The sequence below is a fragment of the Vulcaniibacterium gelatinicum genome (genome assembly GCF_008033445.1).
Lineage (GTDB): Bacteria > Pseudomonadota > Gammaproteobacteria > Xanthomonadales > Xanthomonadaceae > Vulcaniibacterium_B > Vulcaniibacterium_B gelatinicum.
In genome coordinates, this window is sequence record NZ_VNKO01000001.1 from 175,459 (window position 1) to 193,169 (window position 17,711).

Annotated in this window: 18 protein-coding genes; 15 read left to right on the forward strand and 3 right to left on the reverse strand. The window is 72.4% G+C overall.

Translation table 11 applies throughout. The features are described from left to right. Positions 1-52: 52 nt before the first annotated feature. The gene (locus tag FPV26_RS12590) at positions 53-202 is read right to left on the reverse strand and encodes a hypothetical protein (protein ID WP_181952523.1); all 150 of its coding nucleotides are present in this window, start codon (positions 200-202) and stop codon (positions 53-55) included. Between the two features lie 205 nt (positions 203-407). On the opposite strand from FPV26_RS12590, the gene pyrH reads away from it, so the two are divergent. From pyrH to FPV26_RS00900, 13 genes are all read left to right on the forward strand, one after another. Continuing rightward, positions 408-1,130, forward strand: a complete 723-nt coding sequence (pyrH, locus tag FPV26_RS00840) for a UMP kinase (protein WP_147651535.1) — start codon at positions 408-410, stop codon at positions 1,128-1,130. A 13-nt stretch (positions 1,131-1,143) separates the two neighbouring features. After that, positions 1,144-2,058 (forward strand): cation diffusion facilitator family transporter, encoded by a 915-nt coding sequence (locus tag FPV26_RS00845; protein WP_147651537.1) that lies wholly within the window; start codon positions 1,144-1,146, stop codon positions 2,056-2,058. A gap of 83 nt (positions 2,059-2,141) precedes the next feature. Continuing rightward, on the forward strand, positions 2,142-2,699 hold the full coding sequence (frr, locus tag FPV26_RS00850) for a ribosome recycling factor (RefSeq protein ID WP_147651539.1): 558 nt from the start codon (positions 2,142-2,144) through the stop codon (positions 2,697-2,699). A gap of 19 nt (positions 2,700-2,718) precedes the next feature. Next, positions 2,719-3,468: a polyprenyl diphosphate synthase gene (gene uppS / locus FPV26_RS00855; protein WP_147651762.1), complete on the forward strand. Its 750-nt coding sequence runs from the start codon at positions 2,719-2,721 to the stop codon at positions 3,466-3,468. After that, entirely contained in the window at positions 3,465-4,301 is an 837-nt protein-coding gene (locus FPV26_RS00860) for a phosphatidate cytidylyltransferase (RefSeq protein ID WP_147651541.1), read from the forward strand. The genes uppS and FPV26_RS00860 overlap by 4 nt, the downstream gene beginning before the upstream one ends. A gap of 3 nt (positions 4,302-4,304) precedes the next feature. Further along, positions 4,305-5,480, forward strand: a complete 1,176-nt coding sequence (locus FPV26_RS00865; protein ID WP_147651543.1) for a 1-deoxy-D-xylulose-5-phosphate reductoisomerase — start codon at positions 4,305-4,307, stop codon at positions 5,478-5,480. After that, positions 5,477-6,835, forward strand: a complete 1,359-nt coding sequence (gene rseP / locus FPV26_RS00870) for an RIP metalloprotease RseP (RefSeq protein WP_147651545.1) — start codon at positions 5,477-5,479, stop codon at positions 6,833-6,835. Before FPV26_RS00865 ends, rseP begins: the two co-directional genes overlap by 4 nt. 60 nt (positions 6,836-6,895) lie before the next feature. After that, positions 6,896-9,358: an outer membrane protein assembly factor BamA gene (gene bamA, locus FPV26_RS00875; protein ID WP_147651547.1), complete on the forward strand. Its 2,463-nt coding sequence runs from the start codon at positions 6,896-6,898 to the stop codon at positions 9,356-9,358. Positions 9,359-9,380: 22 nt separating this feature from the next. After that, positions 9,381-10,394, forward strand: coding sequence for a UDP-3-O-(3-hydroxymyristoyl)glucosamine N-acyltransferase (gene lpxD / locus FPV26_RS00880; protein ID WP_147651549.1), 1,014 nt, complete (start codon positions 9,381-9,383; stop codon positions 10,392-10,394). A gap of 4 nt (positions 10,395-10,398) precedes the next feature. Then, positions 10,399-10,857, forward strand: coding sequence for a 3-hydroxyacyl-ACP dehydratase FabZ (gene fabZ, locus FPV26_RS00885; RefSeq protein ID WP_147651551.1), 459 nt, complete (start codon positions 10,399-10,401; stop codon positions 10,855-10,857). A gap of 4 nt (positions 10,858-10,861) precedes the next feature. Next, complete coding sequence (gene lpxA / locus FPV26_RS00890; protein ID WP_147651553.1) at positions 10,862-11,656, forward strand: acyl-ACP--UDP-N-acetylglucosamine O-acyltransferase; 795 nt, start codon at positions 10,862-10,864, stop codon at positions 11,654-11,656. Next, positions 11,653-12,810 (forward strand): lipid-A-disaccharide synthase, encoded by a 1,158-nt coding sequence (gene lpxB / locus FPV26_RS00895; RefSeq protein WP_147651555.1) that lies wholly within the window; start codon positions 11,653-11,655, stop codon positions 12,808-12,810. Before lpxA ends, lpxB begins: the two co-directional genes overlap by 4 nt. Then, the gene (locus FPV26_RS00900) at positions 12,803-13,435 is read left to right on the forward strand and encodes a ribonuclease HII (protein WP_147651557.1); all 633 of its coding nucleotides are present in this window, start codon (positions 12,803-12,805) and stop codon (positions 13,433-13,435) included. Before lpxB ends, FPV26_RS00900 begins: the two co-directional genes overlap by 8 nt. A 1-nt stretch (position 13,436) precedes the next feature. On the opposite strand, the gene FPV26_RS00905 is transcribed toward FPV26_RS00900, so the two are convergent. Further along, positions 13,437-13,715 (reverse strand): hypothetical protein, encoded by a 279-nt coding sequence (locus FPV26_RS00905; RefSeq protein WP_147651559.1) that lies wholly within the window; start codon positions 13,713-13,715, stop codon positions 13,437-13,439. Positions 13,716-13,753: 38 nt separating this feature from the next. Beyond that, positions 13,754-16,000, reverse strand: coding sequence for a tetratricopeptide repeat protein (locus tag FPV26_RS00910; RefSeq protein WP_147651561.1), 2,247 nt, complete (start codon positions 15,998-16,000; stop codon positions 13,754-13,756). 142 nt (positions 16,001-16,142) lie between these two features. On the opposite strand from FPV26_RS00910, the gene FPV26_RS00915 reads away from it, so the two are divergent. Then, complete coding sequence (locus FPV26_RS00915) at positions 16,143-16,790, forward strand: hypothetical protein (protein WP_147651564.1); 648 nt, start codon at positions 16,143-16,145, stop codon at positions 16,788-16,790. A gap of 242 nt (positions 16,791-17,032) precedes the next feature. Next, positions 17,033-17,683: a hypothetical protein gene (locus tag FPV26_RS00920; protein WP_147651566.1), complete on the forward strand. Its 651-nt coding sequence runs from the start codon at positions 17,033-17,035 to the stop codon at positions 17,681-17,683. Positions 17,684-17,711: the final 28 nt, after the last annotated feature.

The following is a 17,711-nucleotide window of genomic DNA, read 5'->3' on the forward strand; positions in this document are numbered from 1 at the left end:
TCCGCACGAAGAAACCCGCCGGCGACGGCGGGTTTTTTTTGACGCAGACGACTCAACCCTGCAGCGCGACCACCGCCGGCGGGGGCGGTTGCGCGTCGTGGCCGGCGACGGCCCACAGCACCCCCAGCGCGAGCGCCAGGCCGAGCATGCCGCGCATGGCCGTCTCGATGTACTGCTGGCGGCGGGATTTCGCGGACTTCATGACACCCCTCCCGGACGCGCTCATCTCACGCCGGGACACGCCCCATGTCCGCGAACGCGTTCACACCCGAGGCAGGTGGCCGCGCCGTTCGTCGGCCCGGGCCGGGGAGAGCCCGGGATGGCCGCACCCTCGCCCCGGCGCCCGCGCGGGCCGGCCACGGCGCCATCCGCTAGAATTCCGCCGTTTGCGCCCACGGAGCCCGGTCATGACCCCACTCGCCTATCGCCGCGTCCTGCTCAAACTGTCCGGCGAGGCGCTGATGGGGAACGAGGACTACGGCATCGACCCCAAGGTCATCGGCCGCCTCGCCCAGGAAGTGATCGAGGCGCAGCAGGCCGGCGCCGAGATCGCGCTGGTGATCGGCGGCGGCAACATCTTCCGCGGCGCCGGCCTGGCCGCCGCCGGCATGGACCGGGTCACCGGCGACCAGATGGGCATGCTGGCCACGGTCATGAACGCCCTGGCGATGCAGGACGCGCTGGAGAAGCGCGGCGGCAAGGCGCGGGTGATGAGCGCGCTCAAGATCAACGACGTGTGCGAGGACTACATCCGCCGCCGCGCGATCCGGCACCTGGAGAAGGGGCGCCTGGTGATCTTCGCCGCCGGCACCGGCAACCCCTTCTTCACCACCGACTCCGGCGCCGCCCTGCGCGCGATCGAGATCGGCGCCGACCTGCTGCTCAAGGCGACCAAGGTGGACGGCGTCTACGACAAGGACCCGAAGAAGCACGCCGACGCCCGGCGCTTCGACTGCCTGACCTACGACGAGGTCATCGCCCGCGACCTGCAGGTGATGGACACCGCCGCGTTCGCGCTGTGCCGCGACAGCAACCTGCCGCTGCGCATCTTCGACATGATGCAGCCGGGCAACCTGATGCGGATCCTGCAGGGCGAGGACGTGGGCACCCTGGTGCAGGGACGCTGCTGACCGGAACCGACGGATGCACGCCCACCACGGCCACGACCATCCGCACGCCTCCGGGACCCGGGCCTTCGCCACGGTCACCCTGCTCAACCTCGCCTATACCGCGCTCGAGGCCGGCTACGGCTTCGCCACCAACTCGCTGGCGCTGCTCTCCGACGCCCTGCACAACCTCGGCGACGTGCTCGGCCTGGGCCTGGCCTGGGCGGCGGCGGCGCTGGCCCGGCGCCCGCCGACCGAGCGCCACACCTACGGCTGGCGCCGCGCCACCCTGCTCTCGCCGCTGGCCAACGCCTTGCTGCTGGTCGGCTTCGCCGGCGCGCTGGGCTGGGAGGCGCTGCGGCGCCTGACCGCCCCGCCGGCGATCCCGGCCATGCCGGTGATCGTGGTCGCGGCGATCGGCATCGCGGTCAACCTCGGCGCGGCCTGGATCATGCGCGAGGGCCACGCCCACGACCTCAACCGCCGCGGCGCGTTCCTGCACCTGGTGGCCGACGCCGCGGTCTCGCTCGCCGCGGTGCTGGCCGGCCTGGGCATGCTGACCCTGGGCTGGCGCTGGCTCGATCCGGTCACCGCCCTGCTGGTGGGCGTGGTGGTGGCCGGCGGCGCCTTCGCGCTGCTGCGCGATGCCTTCGCCGCCGCCATGGACGCGGTGCCCGCCGGCATCCGCCAGGCCGAGGTGCGCGAATTCCTGGCCGCCCAGCCCGGCGTTGCCGCGGTGCACCATCTGCACATCTGGTCGCTCGGCGCCGGCGAGATCGCGATGACCGCGCACCTGGTCCGGCCCGCGCTCGACGACCACGACCGTTTCCTCGATGCGCTGATCCGCGGCCTCGACGAGCGCTTCGGCATCAACCACCCCACCCTGCAGATCGAGCACGGCGGGCTGTGCGGGCACGACCGCGACGATCGCGCCCCGCACTATTCGCGGTGACGGCGGCGGCCGGCGCCGCGGCCCGGCCGCCGGCGTTTGCCCCCTATAATTCCCCGGTTACGCAAGCACCCTCGGAGCCCGCGATGCTCAACGACATCAAGAAGGACGCCACCGCGCGCATGCACAAGAGCGTGGAAGCGCTGCGCCAGGAACTGGCCAAGCTGCGCACCGGGCGCGCCTCCACCGCGCTGGTGGAACACCTGAAGGTCAACTACTACGGGTCGGAGATGCCGCTGAACCAGGTGGCCAGCGTGACCGTGACCGACGCCCGCACGCTGACCATCACGCCGTGGGAGAAGAACATGGTGGCGGCGGTGGAGAAGGCGATCCTCGCCTCCGACCTCGGGCTGACCCCCAACACCGCCGGCACCACGATCCGCATCAACCTGCCGCCGCTGACCGAGGAACGCCGGCGCGAGCTCACCAAGCACGTGCACCACGAGGGCGAGAACGCCAAGATCGCGATCCGCAACATCCGGCGCGACGCCAACCACCACGTCAAGGAACTGCTCAAGGACAGGAAGGTCACCGAGGACGAAGTGCGGCGCAGCGAGGAGGAGATCCAGAAGCTGACCGACAAGGCGATCAAGGACGTGGACGAGGTGGTGAAGGCCAAGGAACAGGAGTTGATGGCGGTCTGACGCGGACGGCCGCATGAGCATCCCGCCCGCGCCAGCGCGTGTGCCACGGCACGTGGCCGTCATCATGGACGGCAACGGGCGCTGGGCCGAACGCCGCCGCCGGCCGCGTGCGGTCGGCCACCGCGCCGGCGCGCGCGCGGTCAACCTGTGCATCGACTTCTGCCTCGGCAAGGGCGTCGAGGCGCTGACCCTGTTCGCGTTTTCGAGCGAGAACTGGGGCCGCCCCGACGAGGAAGTGGGGGCGCTGATGAAGCTGTTCATGAACGCGCTCGAACGCGAGGTGGAGGAATTGCACCGGCGCGGCGTGCGGGTGCGCTTCATCGGCGAGCGCGAGCGTTTCTCCGAGGCGATCGGCGCGCGCATGGACGCGGCCGAGGTGCTGACCGCCGGCAACACCCGCCTGCACCTGACCATCGCCGCCAGCTACGGCGGCCGCTGGGACATCGCCCGCGCCGCGCGCAGCCTGGCCGAGGACGTGCGTGCCGGCCGGCTGGACCCGGCCGCCATCGACGAGGCCATGCTCGGCGCGCGCATGGCACTGGCCGACCTGCCCCCGCCCGACCTCTTCATCCGCACCGGCGGCGAGCTGCGGATCAGCAACTTCCTGCTCTGGCAGCTCGCCTACACCGAACTGTGGTTCACCGACACGTTGTGGCCCGACGTGGATGCGGCCACACTGCAGCGCGCGTTCGACGATTACGCCGGCCGCGAACGCCGCTTCGGCCTGACCGGGGCGCAGGTGGCCGCCCCTTCCGGAACGACCGAATGACCCGTACGCGACTGCTGGCCGCGCTGATCATGACCCCGCTCGCGATCGCGGCGGTGCTGCTGCTGCCGACCCCGTGGCTGGTGGCGATCACCGCGGTGGTGTTCCTGGCCGCGCTGTGGGAGTGGTTCCGTCTGGCCGAGGTCGAGGACACGCTGCAGCGGCTGGTGCTGCTGGTGGCCAACCTGGCGCTGATGGTGGCGCTGGTGTGGGCCTCGCGCACCCAGACCGGGGGCTCGCTGGTGCTGCTGTGGATCTCGGTGGTGGTGGGCGTGGTGTGGTGGCTGCTGGCGCTGCTGTGGCTCAGGCATCACCGCTTCGCCTCCGACCACGACACCCATGCGCGGGTGTTCAAGCTCGCCGCCGGCACCCTGGCGGTGATCCCCGCCTGGAGCGCGCTGGCGGTGATCCATGCCGGCGAACCCGACGGCCACCGCTGGCTGCTGCTGGCGCTGGCGATGATCTGGGCCGCGGACAGCGGCGCGTACTTCGCCGGGCGCCGGCTGGGCCGGCGCAAGCTCAGTCCGCAGATCAGCCCGAACAAGACCGTGGAAGGCCTGCTCGGCGGCCTGGCCGCCGCGCTGCTGCTGGCGCTGGTGGCGGCGCCGTTCGCGGGCGCGAGCCTGGCGCAGCTGCCGGCGGTGGCGCTGGTCGCGCTCGCCGCCACCGGCTTCTCCGTGGTCGGCGACCTGTTCGAAAGCCTGCTCAAGCGCCACGTGGGCGTGAAGGATTCGGGCGACCTGATCCCCGGCCACGGCGGCATCCTCGATCGCCTCGACAGCGTGCTCGCGGCCCTGCCCGTGTTCGCGCTGGGCAAGGAAATGGCCGGGTTCTGAGCCATGCGGCAGGTCGCAGTCCTCGGCGCCACCGGTTCGATCGGCAGTTCCGCGCTCGACGTGATCGCGCGCCACCCGCAGCGGCTGCGCGCGAGCGTGCTCGCGGCGGGGCGCAACGTCGAGGCGCTGCTCGCGCTGTGCCGCACGCACCGCCCGGCGCACGCGGCGGTCGCCGACGAGGCCTGCCTGCCGGCGCTGCGCGAGGGCCTGCGCGCGGCCGGCCTGCCCACGCAGGCGCACGCCGGCGCGGCCGCGCTCGAGGCGCTGGTGGCCTCCGACGCCTGCGACACGGTGGTCGCCGCGATCGTCGGCGCCGCCGGCCTGCCCTCCACGCTCGCCGCCGCACGTGCCGGCAAGCGCCTGCTGCTGGCCAACAAGGAGTCGCTGGTGCTCGCCGGCGAGCTGCTGATGGCGGCCGTGCGCGAGGGCGGCGCGACCATCATCCCGGTGGACAGCGAGCACAACGCGATCTTCCAGTGCCTGCCCGACGCGCATGCCCGCGCCGGCCTGCAGCGCATCGTGCTCACCGCCTCGGGCGGCCCGTTCCGCGGCCGCTGCCGCGAGGAGCTGCGCGGCGTCACGCCGGCGCAGGCGGTCGCGCACCCGAAGTGGTCCATGGGCCCGAAGATCTCGGTGGACTCGGCCACGCTGATGAACAAGGGCCTGGAGGTGATCGAGGCCCACCACCTGTTCGGCCTGCCCGCCTCGCGCATCGAGGTGCTGGTGCATCCGCAGAGCCTGGTGCACTCGCTGGTCGAGTTCGTGGACGGCAGCACGCTCGCCCAGCTCGGCCTGCCCGACATGCGCACCGCGCTCGCGGTCGGCCTGGCCTGGCCGGAGCGGATCGCCTCCGGCGTGCCGGGGCTGCAGCTGCTGCAGCACGGCCGCCTGGACTTCGAGGCGCCCGACCTCGAGGCCTTCCCCTGCCTGCGCCTGGCCTACGCCGCGCTCGAGGCCGGCGGCACCGCGCCGGCGGTGCTCAATGCCGCCAACGAAGTGGCGGTTTCAGCGTTTCTTCAGGGCCGGATCGCTTTCCTCTCGATTCCCGCGCTGGTCGAGGACGCCCTCGCCGCGCTCCCTCCCGCGCCGGCGCAATCGCTGGACGTGTTGCGCGAGGCCGACGCCGCCGCGCGCCGCCATGCCGAAGGCGCCCTGTCCCGGATCACGGCCCCCGCATGAGCAGCTTCCTCGGATCGGTGTGGTGGATGATCGTCAGCCTCGGCGTGCTGGTGACCTTCCACGAGTTGGGCCACTGGTGGGCGGCGCGCCGCTGCGGGGTGAAGGTGCTGCGCTTCTCGGTCGGCTTCGGCAAGCCGCTGTGGAAGCGCATCGGCCGCGACGGCACCGAATGGGTGGTAGCCGCGCTCCCGCTCGGCGGCTACGTGAAGATGCTCGACGAGCACGAGGGCGAGGTGCCGCCCGAGGACGCGCCGCGCGCCTTCAACCGCCAGAGCGTGTGGCGGCGGATCGCGATCGTCGCCGCCGGCCCGGTCGCGAACCTGGTCCTGTGCGTGGCCCTGCTGTGGCTGATGTTCGTGATCGGGCGCCCCGACTACGCACCGGTGGCCGGGCGCGTGGACGGCATCGCCGCGCAGGCGGGGCTGCGCCCCGGCGACACCCTGCTGCGCGTCGGCGACCTGGAGACGCCGACCTGGAGCGAGGCCGCGCGCGCGCTGACCGCGGCGGCACTCGACCGCGAACCGATCGTGGTCACGGTGCGCCCCGCATCGGGCGGCGAGGCGACGCACCGGCTGGACCTGTCGCGGCTGCCGGCACGGTTCGAGGAACCGCGCGCGGTGGAGGCGATCGGCCTGATGCCGCGCCACCGCCTGCTGCCGCCGGTGATCGGCGACATCGCCGAAGGCACCCCGGCCTGGGGCGTGCTCGCCGAAGGCGACCGGATCACCGCCGTGGACGGCCGGCCGGTGCGCAGCTTCGAGGACATCGGCCCGCTGGTGCAGGCGCTCGGCGCACGCGGCGGCCCGGGCATGGTCGAGGTCGAACGCGACGGCGAGCGCCTGGCGCTGGAATTGGTGCCGGCGCGGCGCGAGAACACCCGCCCCGGACAGCCGCAGTGGTATCTCGGCATCGCCGCGGCGCAGCCGGGACCGCCACCCTACGACGCCACCCTGCGCCACGGCCCGCTCGCCGCGGTGCCTGCCGCGGTGCGCGAGACCGGCCAGCTCGCCCGCGAGCTGGTGGCGATGATCGGGCGCATGGTCAGCGGCCGTGCCTCGGTCGAGAACGTCTCCGGGCCGATCACCATCGCCCGCTACGCCAACGCCTCGGCCCAGCTCGGCCCGGCCTGGTTCCTGAACTTCCTGGCCCTGCTGTCGCTCAGTCTGGCCATCCTCAACCTGCTGCCGATCCCGGTCTTGGACGGCGGGCACCTGCTCTATTACGGTATCGAGCTGGTCAAGGGCAGCCCCTTGAGCGAACGCGCCATGGCCGCGGGGCAGTACGTGGGCCTGGCGCTGCTGGCCGGGCTCATGGGCCTGGCGTTCTACAATGACCTCCTGCAGCTGGTGCGCTGAGCGCCCCGGCCACCCGCCATCGCCGCCGGCGATGGTCCCGCCTCCCTACCGGACGTGACGATGACGCGACCCTTGACCCGCCGCCTGCTGGCCCTCGCCCTCGCCTCGGCACTCGCCGTTCCCGTATCGGCCCAGACCGCCGCCACTCCGGAACCCTTCACCGTCACCGACATCCGCGTCGAGGGCCTGCAGCGCATCTCGGCCGGCACCGTCTTCACCTACCTGCCGATCGAACGCGGCGACACGGTGGACTCCGCGCGCGCGGCGGAGGCGATCCGCGCCCTGTACCGCACCGGCTTCTTCGAGGACGTGCGCCTGGACCGCCAGGACGGGATCCTGGTGGTGACGGTGGTGGAACGGCCTGCCATCAACAAGCTCACGCTCACCGGCAACAAGGACATCAAGACCGACCAGCTGCTCAAGGGGCTGAAGGACATCGGCCTGGCCGAGGGCGAGACCTTCGACCGCCTCAGCCTGGACCGCGTCACCAACGAGCTCACGCGCCAGTACAACAACCGCGGCAAGTACAACGTCGAGATCAAGCCGACCGTGTCGCGCCTGGATCGCAATCGCGTGGACGTGACCATCGCCATTGACGAGGGCAAGGCCGCGAAGATCCGCCACATCAACCTGATCGGGAACGAGAAGTACCGCGACGAGGAAATCACCGACAACTGGGAGTCCGGGACCACCAACTGGCTCTCGTGGTACCGACGCGACGACCAGTACTCGCGCGAGAAGCTGGCCGGCGACCTGGAGAAGCTCAACGCGTTCTACCTCGACCGCGGGCATCTCGACTTCAACATCGACTCCACCCAGGTCGCCCTGAGCCCGGGCAAGCGCGACGTGTTCATCACCGCCGGGGTGACCGAGGGCGACGTGTATACCGTGACCGATGTCAAGGTGACCGGTGACACCGTGCTCCCGCGGGAGGAGATCGAACGGTTGGTGCTGGTCCAGCCCGGCCAGACCTTCTCGCGCCGCCTGATCGAACTCACCGCCGACGCGATCACCGCCACGCTGGGCAACATCGGCTATGCGTTCGCCGAAGTGAACCCGATCCCCGAGGTCAACCGCGAGAAGGACACCGTCGGCATCACCCTGCACGTGGTGCCGGGCCCGCGCGTGAACGTGCGCCGGATCGTGTTCAAGGGCAACAGCCGCACCGCCGACGAGGTGCTGCGCCGCGAGATGCGCCAGTTCGAGGGCGCCTGGTATTCACAGGCCGCGATCGACCGGTCCAAGGTGCGCCTGCAGCGTCTGGGCTACTTCGAGACGGTGGAGGTGGAGAACACGCCGGTGCCCGGCCGCGACGACCAGGTGGACGTGGTCTTCGACGTCAAGGAAACGACCTCGGGCAGCTTCGTGTTCGGTGTCGGCTTTTCCCAGCTGCAGGGCATCAGCACCTCGATCCAGTTGTCGCAGAACAACTTCCTCGGCAGCGGCAACCGGATCAGCGTGCAGGCGCAGCGCAACGACTTCCTGCAGCGCTACGACTTCTCGTTCTACAACCCCTACTTCACCGACGAAGGCCTGTCGCTGGGCTACAACTTCTGGTGGCGCGAGTTCGACACCACCGACTACAACACGGCGCGCTACTCGAGCACCAGCGGCGCAGGCCAGGTCCTGCTCGGCCTGCCGATCACCGAGACCGACACCGTCTCGATGCTGTTCGGCGTGGACAGCAACGAGATCTTCACCTCCCCAGGCATCACCCCGATCCCGATCATGGATTACATCGATGCGCTGGGCCGCAGGACCTTCCACGCCTGGCGTACCGAGCTGGCCTGGGCGCGCGACTCCCGCAACGACTACTTCGCGCCGACCCGCGGCACCTACCAGCGGATCGGCGTGGAGCTGACCCTGCCCGGCTCCACGATCGAGTACTACAAGCTCAACTACGAGATCTCCAGGTACTGGCCGCTGTCCTCGCGGTTCGTGGTCATGACCCGTGCTGAAGTCGGCTACGGTGACAGTTACGGCGACCCGGTGACGCGCGACCTGTGCTTCACACCCCCGACCGAGCCCACCCAGGAGAACCCCAACCCGCCTCCGCCCCCGCCGCCGAGCGACCCCTGCGTGCCCAATGTGTCACCGGACTACGTCAGGACGGCGACCGCCGACGGGCTGCCGTTCTTCGAGAACTTCTACGCCGGCGGCGTGCGCTCCGTGCGCGGCTTCCGCGACAACACTCTCGGCCCGCGCGCGTCGGCCTCGACCGATCCCGCTCGCGGGGCCCCGCAGCCCATCGGCGGCGCGCTCAAGACAGTGGGGTCGATCGAGCTGGTCTTCCCGCGGCTGATCAACTCACCGGCGGCACGGGTGTCGGCGTTCGTGGATTTCGGCAACGTGTTCGCCGACCTGGACACCTTCGACGCCGGCGAACTTCGTGTCTCGACCGGAGTGGCGCTGCTCTGGCGCGCGCCGATCGGCCCGATCTCGATCAGCTACGCGTTCCCGATCCGCAAGGGCGACGACGACGAGATCGAGCGCCTGCAGTTCACCTTCGGCGGCTCGTTCTGACGGGCGTGCCACGGAAAGCGGGATGAGCGGGGAGCGGTTCACCGCTGCGGATCTGGCCGTGAGGTTCGGGCTCGGCCTGCGCGGCGATCCGGACACGGCGGTCGCCGGCGTGGCCACGCTCGCCGGCGCCGGCCCGGACCGGCTGGCCTTCCTGGCCAACCCGAAGTACCGCGGCCAGCTCGCGCACACGCGTGCGGGCGTGGTGGTGATGCGCGAGGACGATGCCGCAGGCTACGCCGGCACCGCATTGCTCGCGCCGGACCCGTACGTCGCGTTCGCGAAGATCGCCGCGCTGTTCGAGCCGCGCCCGGCGCCGGCGCCGGGCATCCACCCGTCCGCGGTCGTGGATCCTGGCGCGCAGGTGGATCCGTCGGCGCAGGTCGGGCCGTTCGTGGCCATCGGCGCGCGCAGCCGGATCGAGGCCGGCGCGGTGCTCGGCCCGGGCTGCGTGGTCGGCGAGGACTGCGTGGTCGGCGCGGGCAGCGTGCTGGTCGCGCGGGTCACCCTGGTGACGCGGGTGCGGCTCGGCCGGCGCGTGCTGGTCCACCCCGGCGCGGTGCTCGGCGCCGACGGCTTCGGCCTGGCGATGGAAGGCGGGCACTGGCTGAAGGTGCCGCAGCTCGGCGGCGTGACGGTGGGCGACGACTGCGAGATCGGCGCCAACACCACCATTGACCGCGGCGCGCTGGAGGACACGGTGCTCGAGGAGGACGTGCGCCTGGACAACCAGATCCAGATCGGCCACAACGTGCGCATCGGCGCGCACACCGCGATGGCCGGCTGCTCGGCGGTGGCCGGCAGCGCGCGCATCGGCCGCTACTGCCTGATCGGCGGCGGCGCCGGCGTGCTCGGCCACCTGGAGCTGTGCGACCGGGTGGTGGTCACCGCGATGAGCCTGGTCACCCACTCGATCCGCGAACCGGGCGAATACTCCTCCGGCACGCCCTTGATGGACAACCGCAGCTGGCGGAAGAATGCCGCCCGCTTCAAGCAACTCGACGCGCTGGCCCGGCGCCTGCGCCTGACCCGGGATTGATGCAATGACGACCTCGAACGTGCAACTGCCGCTGGACACGGTGGCGATCCAGAAGCTGCTGCCCCACCGTTACCCGTTCCTGCTGGTGGACCGCGTCACCGAGTTCGAGCCGCACAAGCGCCTGCTCGCCTACAAGAACGTCACCAGCAACGAGGAATTCTTCAACGGCCACTTCCCCGGCAACCCGGTGATGCCGGGCGTGCTGGTGCTGGAGGCGATGGCGCAGGCCGGCGGGATCCTGACCCAGCTCTCGCACGAGGCGAGCACCGAGGGCAAGCTGTTCTACCTGGTCAAGATCGACGGCGCGAAGTTCTCGCGCATGGTGGTGCCGGGCGACCGGCTGGAGCTCGAGGTGGTGATCAAGCGCGTGATCCGCAACATGGCCCTGTACGCCTGCAGCGCGCGCGTGGACGGCGAGCAGGTGGCCTGCGCCGAGATCCTGTGCGCCGAGGTCAAGGCCTGACCCGATGACCGACGACAGCGCCCCGGCGATCCACCCCACCGCGCTGGTCCATGCTTCGGCGCGGCTCGGCGCCGGCGTGCGCGTGGGCGCCTACACGGTGATCGGCGCCGAGGTCGAGATCGGCGACGGCACCACGATCGGCCCGCACTGCACGATCGAGGGGCCGACCCGGATCGGCCGCGACAACCGCATCCACGGCCACGCCGCGATCGGCGGCGACGCCCAGGACAAGAAGTTCGCCGGCGAGCGCACCGAGCTGCTGATCGGCGACCGCAACACGATCCGCGAGTTCGTCACCATCAACCGCGGCACCGGCAACGGCGGCGGCATCACCCGGATCGGCGACGACAACTGGTTCCTGGCCTACACCCACGTCGCGCACGACTGCCAGGTGGGCAGCCATTGCGTGTTCTCCAACAACGCCACCCTGGCCGGCCACGTCGAGGTCGGCGACCACGTGATCATCAGCGGCTTCGCCGGCGTGCACCAGTTCTGCCGGATCGGCGCGCACGCGTTCATCGGCATGGGCGCGTTCGTCAACGGCGACGTGCCGCCGTTCGTGATGGTGGCGCAGGAAGGCTACGGCCGGCCGCGCGGGATCAACGCCGAAGGGCTCAAGCGCCGCGGCTTCGACCCCGAGCGCATCGCCGCGATCAAGCGCGCCTACCGCGCGCTGTACCTCTCCGGCGCCAGGCTCGAGGACGCCAGGCAGCAGCTGGCCGAGCTGGCGCAGGGCAGCGACGACGTGCGCCAGTTGCTGGCGTTCCTGGAGAGCGGCAACCGGCCGCTGCTGCGGTGAGCCTGCGCATCGCCCTCGTCGCCGGCGAGACCTCCGGCGACCAGCTCGGCGCCGGCCTGGTCGCGGAGCTGCGCCGGCGCTTTCCCGGCGCGGCGTTCGCCGGCGTCGGCGGCGAGCGCATGCGCGCCGAGGGGCTGCAGGCCTGGCACGACGCCTCCGAGCTGGCGGTGATGGGCCTGGCCGAGGTGCTGCATCACCTGCCACGCCTGCTGCGCCTGCGCCGCGCGCTGCGCGAGCGCCTGCTCGCCTGGCGGCCGGACGTGTTCGTCGGCATAGACGCGCCCGATTTCAACCTGGGCGTGGAGCGCTGGCTCAAGCAGCGCGGCCTGCGCACGGTGCACTACGTGAGCCCGTCGGTGTGGGCCTGGCGCGAGTCGCGCGCGGCGAAGATCGGCCGCAGCGCCGACCGCGTGCTGTGCCTGTTCCCGATGGAACCGGAGATCTACGCGCGCCACGGCGTGGACGCACGCTTCGTCGGCCATCCGCTCGCCGATGCATTGCCGCTGCAGCCGGACCGTGCCGCCGCGCGCGCGCAGCTCGGGCTGGCGGCCGACGCGCCGCTGCTGGCAGTGCTGCCGGGCTCGCGCCTGGGCGAGATCCAGCGGCTTGGCGCGGTCTTCCTCGACGCCGCGCGCCAGGTCGCGCGGGACGTGTCCGGCCTGCAGCTGGCGATCCCGGCCGCCAACGCCGCCTGCCGCGATGCGCTGCAGCGCCTGCTGGCGCAGGCGCCCGCGCCGCTGCCGCCGGTGCACCTGCTCGACGGCCAGGCGCAGGCGGCGATGATCGCCGCCGACGTGGTGCTGCTGGCCTCGGGCACCGCCGCGCTCGAGGCGATGCTGTGCAAGCGGCCGATGGTGGTGGCCTACCGCGTCGCGCCGCTGACCTACACGCTGGTCAAGGGACTGGGCCTGCTCCGCACCGAGACCTATGCGCTGCCGAACATCCTCGCCGGCGAACGCCTGGTGCCGGAGCTGATGCAGCACGATTGCACGCCGGATCGGCTCGCCGCCGCGGTGCTGCGCTGGTTCCGCGAGCCGCAGGCGGTGGCCGCGCTGCTGCCGCGCTACGCCGCCCTGCACGAGCGGCTGCGCCAGGGCGCCTCGGCGCGCGCGGCCGAGGCGGTGGCCGAGCTGCTCGCGCGGCGCCATGCCTGAGCGCGGCGGCCAGCTCCCGCTCGACTTCGCCGTCGCCGGCGGCACGCCGCGCATCGCCGGCGTGGACGAGGCCGGGCGCGGGCCGCTGGCCGGGCCGCTGGTGGTGGCGGCGGTGGTGTTCGCGCCGGGGCGCGCGCCGGTCAACGGCCTGGACGATTCCAAGCGCCTGCCGCCCGCGCGGCGCGAGGCGCTGTACGAACGCATCGTCGAACGCGCGCTGGCCTGGCACGTGGAAACCGTCGAACCGCAAGAGATCGACCGCCTCAACATCTTCCAGGCGACGATGCAGGGCATGCGCCGCGCGGTGCTGGCGGTGGCGCACGCGGCCGACCTGGTGCGGGTGGACGGCAACGCGCTGCCGCGCGGCCTGCCCTGCCCGGCCGAGGCCTGGGTCGGCGGCGACGCGCGCGACCGCGCGATCATGGCCGCCTCGATCCTGGCCAAGGTCAGCCGCGACCGCGCCATGCTCGCCCTGCACGCGCGCTGGCCGCAGTACGGCTTCGACGCGCACAAGGGCTATCCCACGCCCGCGCACCTGGCCGCGCTGCGCGCGCACGGCCCCTGCCCCGCGCACCGGCGCAGCTTCGCGCCGGTGCGGGAGGTGCTGCGCGGGGACGGCGCCTGACTCAGCCCTGCGCGCCGCCCGGGCGCGGCGGTCCGACCACGGGCGTGTTGCCCATGAGCCGTTCCACGCCAAGGAAGATGCCGACGACGCACTCCCCGTCGAGCGCCACGTTCAGCAGCGTGTCGCCGGGCTGCCGCGGCCGCGGCGGCACGGGTACGACCACCGGCGTGTTGGCGGCGATCTGGATGCGGATCCGCAGCACCCGTTCGCCGTCGAGATGGAACGTCAATTCCCGCTCGTCGCGGGTTCCGGAACTCGTGCTCGTGCGATCGGTGGACACGTCGGCCTCCTGTGGGTGGCGCGGGGGAACGCGGAGGGTCAGCGGCCGGTCGTGCGGCTGTCGTCTGCCAGCACGGCGGCCAGGATCGGGGTGGTGGTGATGCGCACTTCGGCGATGCCGGCGCGGCGCGCGGCCTCGATCCGGCGGCGGGCCTCGTCGTGGCGGCCGAGCAGCGCGAACGTCTCGGCGTTGTAGTAGGCGACCTCGGCCGGCTCGGTGCCGAGCGCCTCGGAACGACGCACCAGGTCGAGCGCCGCCTCCGCTTCGCCCAGGTTGGCGCGGTACCAGCCCAGCGCGGCGAGCGCGCGTGCATCGCCCGCGCGCAGCGCCACGTAGCGCTCGGCGAGCGTGGCGGCCTCGCGGAACGCGTCGCGCGCCTGCGCGCGCGTGGCCGGATCGGCCAGCAGCGCGTCGCCGAGGTTGCCCCAGATCTGGAAGTGCCCGGGGTTGAGCGTGGTCGCCTGTCGGTACAGCGCGGCCGCACCGGCGTAGTCGCCGCGCTGGTATTTCAAGGTGCCGAGGTTGCTCAGCACCGCCTCGGTCGGTTCGATCGCCAGCGAGCGTTCCAGCACCGCCTCGGCCTCGCGGTTGCGGCCGGCAGTGAGCAGCATGCCGCCATAGGTGCTCAGGATGTACGCGTCGCCCGGACGCAGCGCGGCCGCGCGCGCGAGCGAGGCGATCGCCTCGGGCAGGCGCCCGGCGAAATAGTGCTGGTAGCCCTGGTGCGCATGCACGTCGGCATCGGACGGCGCCGCCTCCACCGCGCGCGCCAGGTACGCGTCGGCGAGCGTGGCGCGCCCCTGCGCCGCCGCCACCCGCGCGCGCCCGATCAGCGCCTGCGCGCGCAATGCCGGATCGTTCTCGATCCGCCGGTAGTACTCGTCGGCACGCTCGTACTCGCCCTGCACGCGGTACAGGTCGCCGAGGGCGAGCACCACCTCGCCCATGGTCGGATCCATGTTCTCCGCGCGCAGGCAGGCCAGGCGCGCGGATTCGAACCGGTTGGCGTCGCGATGCGCCTCGAAGCGCCAGAGCTCGACCCGGCACAGGCCCGCCTGGGCGCGGGCGAAGCCCTGGTCGTGGGCGAGAGCCTGGCGGAAGTACGCCGCCGCCTGTCGTTCGCGGTCGCCGCCGCCGCGCAACAGTTGCTGCATGCCGCGCAGGTAGGCGTCGAAGGCGGGCAGGCTGCGCGTCGGCGCCAGCCGCCGGCGCAACCCTTCGCCGGCGTCGGGCAACGCGCCGACCAGCCGCCGCACCACCTCCTGCGCGATCTCGTGCTGGGTTTCGAACACCCGCGCCATGTCGCGCTCGTACACCCGGCTCCACAGCGTCTCGCCGCTGCCGACGTCGGTCAGGCGGGTGTGGATCCGCAGCCGGCCGCCTTCCAGGCGCACATCGCCGTCGAGCACCGTCGCCACGCCCAGCCGGCGCCCGGTCGCGCGCGGATCCTCGCGCGCCACCTCCACGGGGCTCTGCCAGGCCGCGACTTCCAGTCCGTGCACACCGGACAGCGCGTCGTGTAGTTCCCGCGCCAGGCCTTCGGCGAGGTAACGATCGTCGCGGCCACCATCGAGCGCGGAGAACGGCAGCACCGCGATCGAGGGCGCCGGCAGCGGCGCGCGGTCGCGCAGGCTCCACAGCAGCAACAGGCCCGCCAGCACTACGCCCAGGGCGACCACCGCGGCCAACGGCCACCGCCAACGCCGTCGGCCCGGGGTCGCAGCGCGGCGGTCCGGCGCCAACACGCGCCGCTCTCCCGTACCCGCGGGCGGGGGAGACGCGGGCACCGGAGTGGGAGGCGCGGCGGGGGGCGGCGGAGCCTGCGTGGCGGTCGCCCCCCCTTCCGCCGCGGGACTCGTGCCCGATGTGGCGGATGTCGGCCCGGGAGAGGCGTCGGCCGCATCGGCCGCCGCCGGCGTCCGCCGCCGCTCGGGCTGGGCATCCAGCGTGCCGACGAAGCAGTACCCCAGCCCATGCCGGGTCTGGATCCACTGCGGGTCGTGGGGGTCGTCGCCGAGCGCCTGCCGGAGCTGGGCGACGGCACGGGTCAGGACGCCGGGAGTGACGTGCCGGTGCCCCCAGACCTCGTCCAGCAGCTCGCCGTGGCGCACCAGCTCCCCGGCGTGGCGCAGCAGGACCAGCAGGACCGCGAAGGCCTTGGGCTCCACGGGCACCGGCCGGCCGTCGCGGAACAGGGCATGCGCCGAGGCGTCCACCAGGATCGGGCCGAACCGGTAGCACTCGGCCCTGCCCTGCCCGTTGCCATTGCCTGCGCCGACTGCCATCAGGAATTCCTCACGATTCCTCCGATTCCCTCAGCAAACGCTTCGAGTCCGCTCACGATCGCCTCATGACCTCGCGCGGCCCGGGAACGATGCTGTCCACACGCCGGATCCACGGCGTTTTCCACCTCCCAAGGAGTCCGCCATGAACGCCATCCTCGCCACCACGGCCCCGCTGCCCTCGATCCTCGACCTGCCGCCGCCGCGTCGCAGCTGCCGCCGCCATCGCATCGGCAGCTTCGATCTGGACACGGCCGCGCTGGACCGCTTCAACGCCCTGCTGGCCCGCCTGGGCCCCAGGATCGCTCCCCTGGACTGCGACCAGCTCGCCACCGCCGCCCGCGAGCTGCGCGAAGCCACCGCCGACCGCTGCGAGCCGCCGTCAATCGAGCAACGGGTGCGGCGGATCGATGCGGCCGCCCGCATGATCGGCGACCCCCAGTGGCAGCCCGCGGGCGAGGCCGGCCGCACCGCGGTCCTCGTCGTCGGCTACGCCGGCGGCGACCGCCAGTTGCTGCCCAACTCGCTGCCCACCGTCGGTCGGCTCGACGAGGCGATCGTGGTCGAGGCCGCCTGGCCGACGCTGGAAGCCGAAGTCGTCTCGTTCCTGGACTTCTGCCGCCTGCGCGCGATCGAGGCGGAACTGCGTGGTTGCGCGGTCGGCACCTTCGCCTTCACCCGCCGCGACTGGCAGCAGGCGCGCAGCGCCGAGGACGCGCTGGCGCAGCATCTGCGCAGCGTGCGCGAACGCAGTTACGTCCCCGCCCCGACGGCGCGGTTCGTGATCCATTGAGCACCGGCCGGCACGCAGCGCGACACGGGGCCGCCCCCGGGCGGCCCTGTGCATGTGCGGGGCCGGCGAAGGTCGCATTCAGCAATGCGTAGACCGGCTGAACCGCAGAAGTCATGCGGGCTTCCGACACGTGTGCAACGGCGCATGATGCGGTTGCATCCTCAGGGAAGAAGGCAGGAGCCGTGCGGACAACGGCCGGCACGCGCGGCTCGCCGAACGAGACGGCCAAAGCGAGGTGTGCCATGCGTCATGCCGTCCCCACTCCGACCGACGACCCGCTGCCGCTGGCCCAGCCGCATGCGAGCGTGAACACCGGGGCTGCGATGCCCGCGACCGCGCCGCCGCCGGTTCCGCTGCGCGACGATGCGATCGCCGCCTTCGATGCCCTGCTGCACGAAATCCATCCCGACGCTCCACGTGTGGACCAGGCGCGCGTCCAGGCTCTGTGCCGCTGGCTGGTCTCGCTGCCGCCGCAGGCCGCACGCGACGTGCTCGAACGCCGCCTGCGCCGGCTCGAAGAGCTGCGCGCGATGCTCGCCGACCCCGACTGGAACACCGACCCGGCCCTGGCCGCGCGGGTGCGCAAGCTGCTGGCCTATCTGGACCAGGACGACGACCTGATCCCGGACCGCCAGCCGCTGCTCGGCAAGCTCGACGACGTATTGCTGCTCGAACTCGCCTGGCCTGCGTGCGCGGTGGAGATGGAGGAATACGGCGACTTCCGCGCCTACCGCCAGGACGAGCACCCGGCTGGCGACGGCGCCACCCGCCGTGCGGCCTGGCTGCGCGACCGGCTGGCCGAGATCGCGCTGTGGCGGCACCGCCTGCGCGTGCACACCGGCCATTACGCGCCCAGCGGCGCCACCTTCAGCGAACTGTTCCACGTGGCCTGAGGCGCGGTTCGCCGGCGGCGCGCAGAAG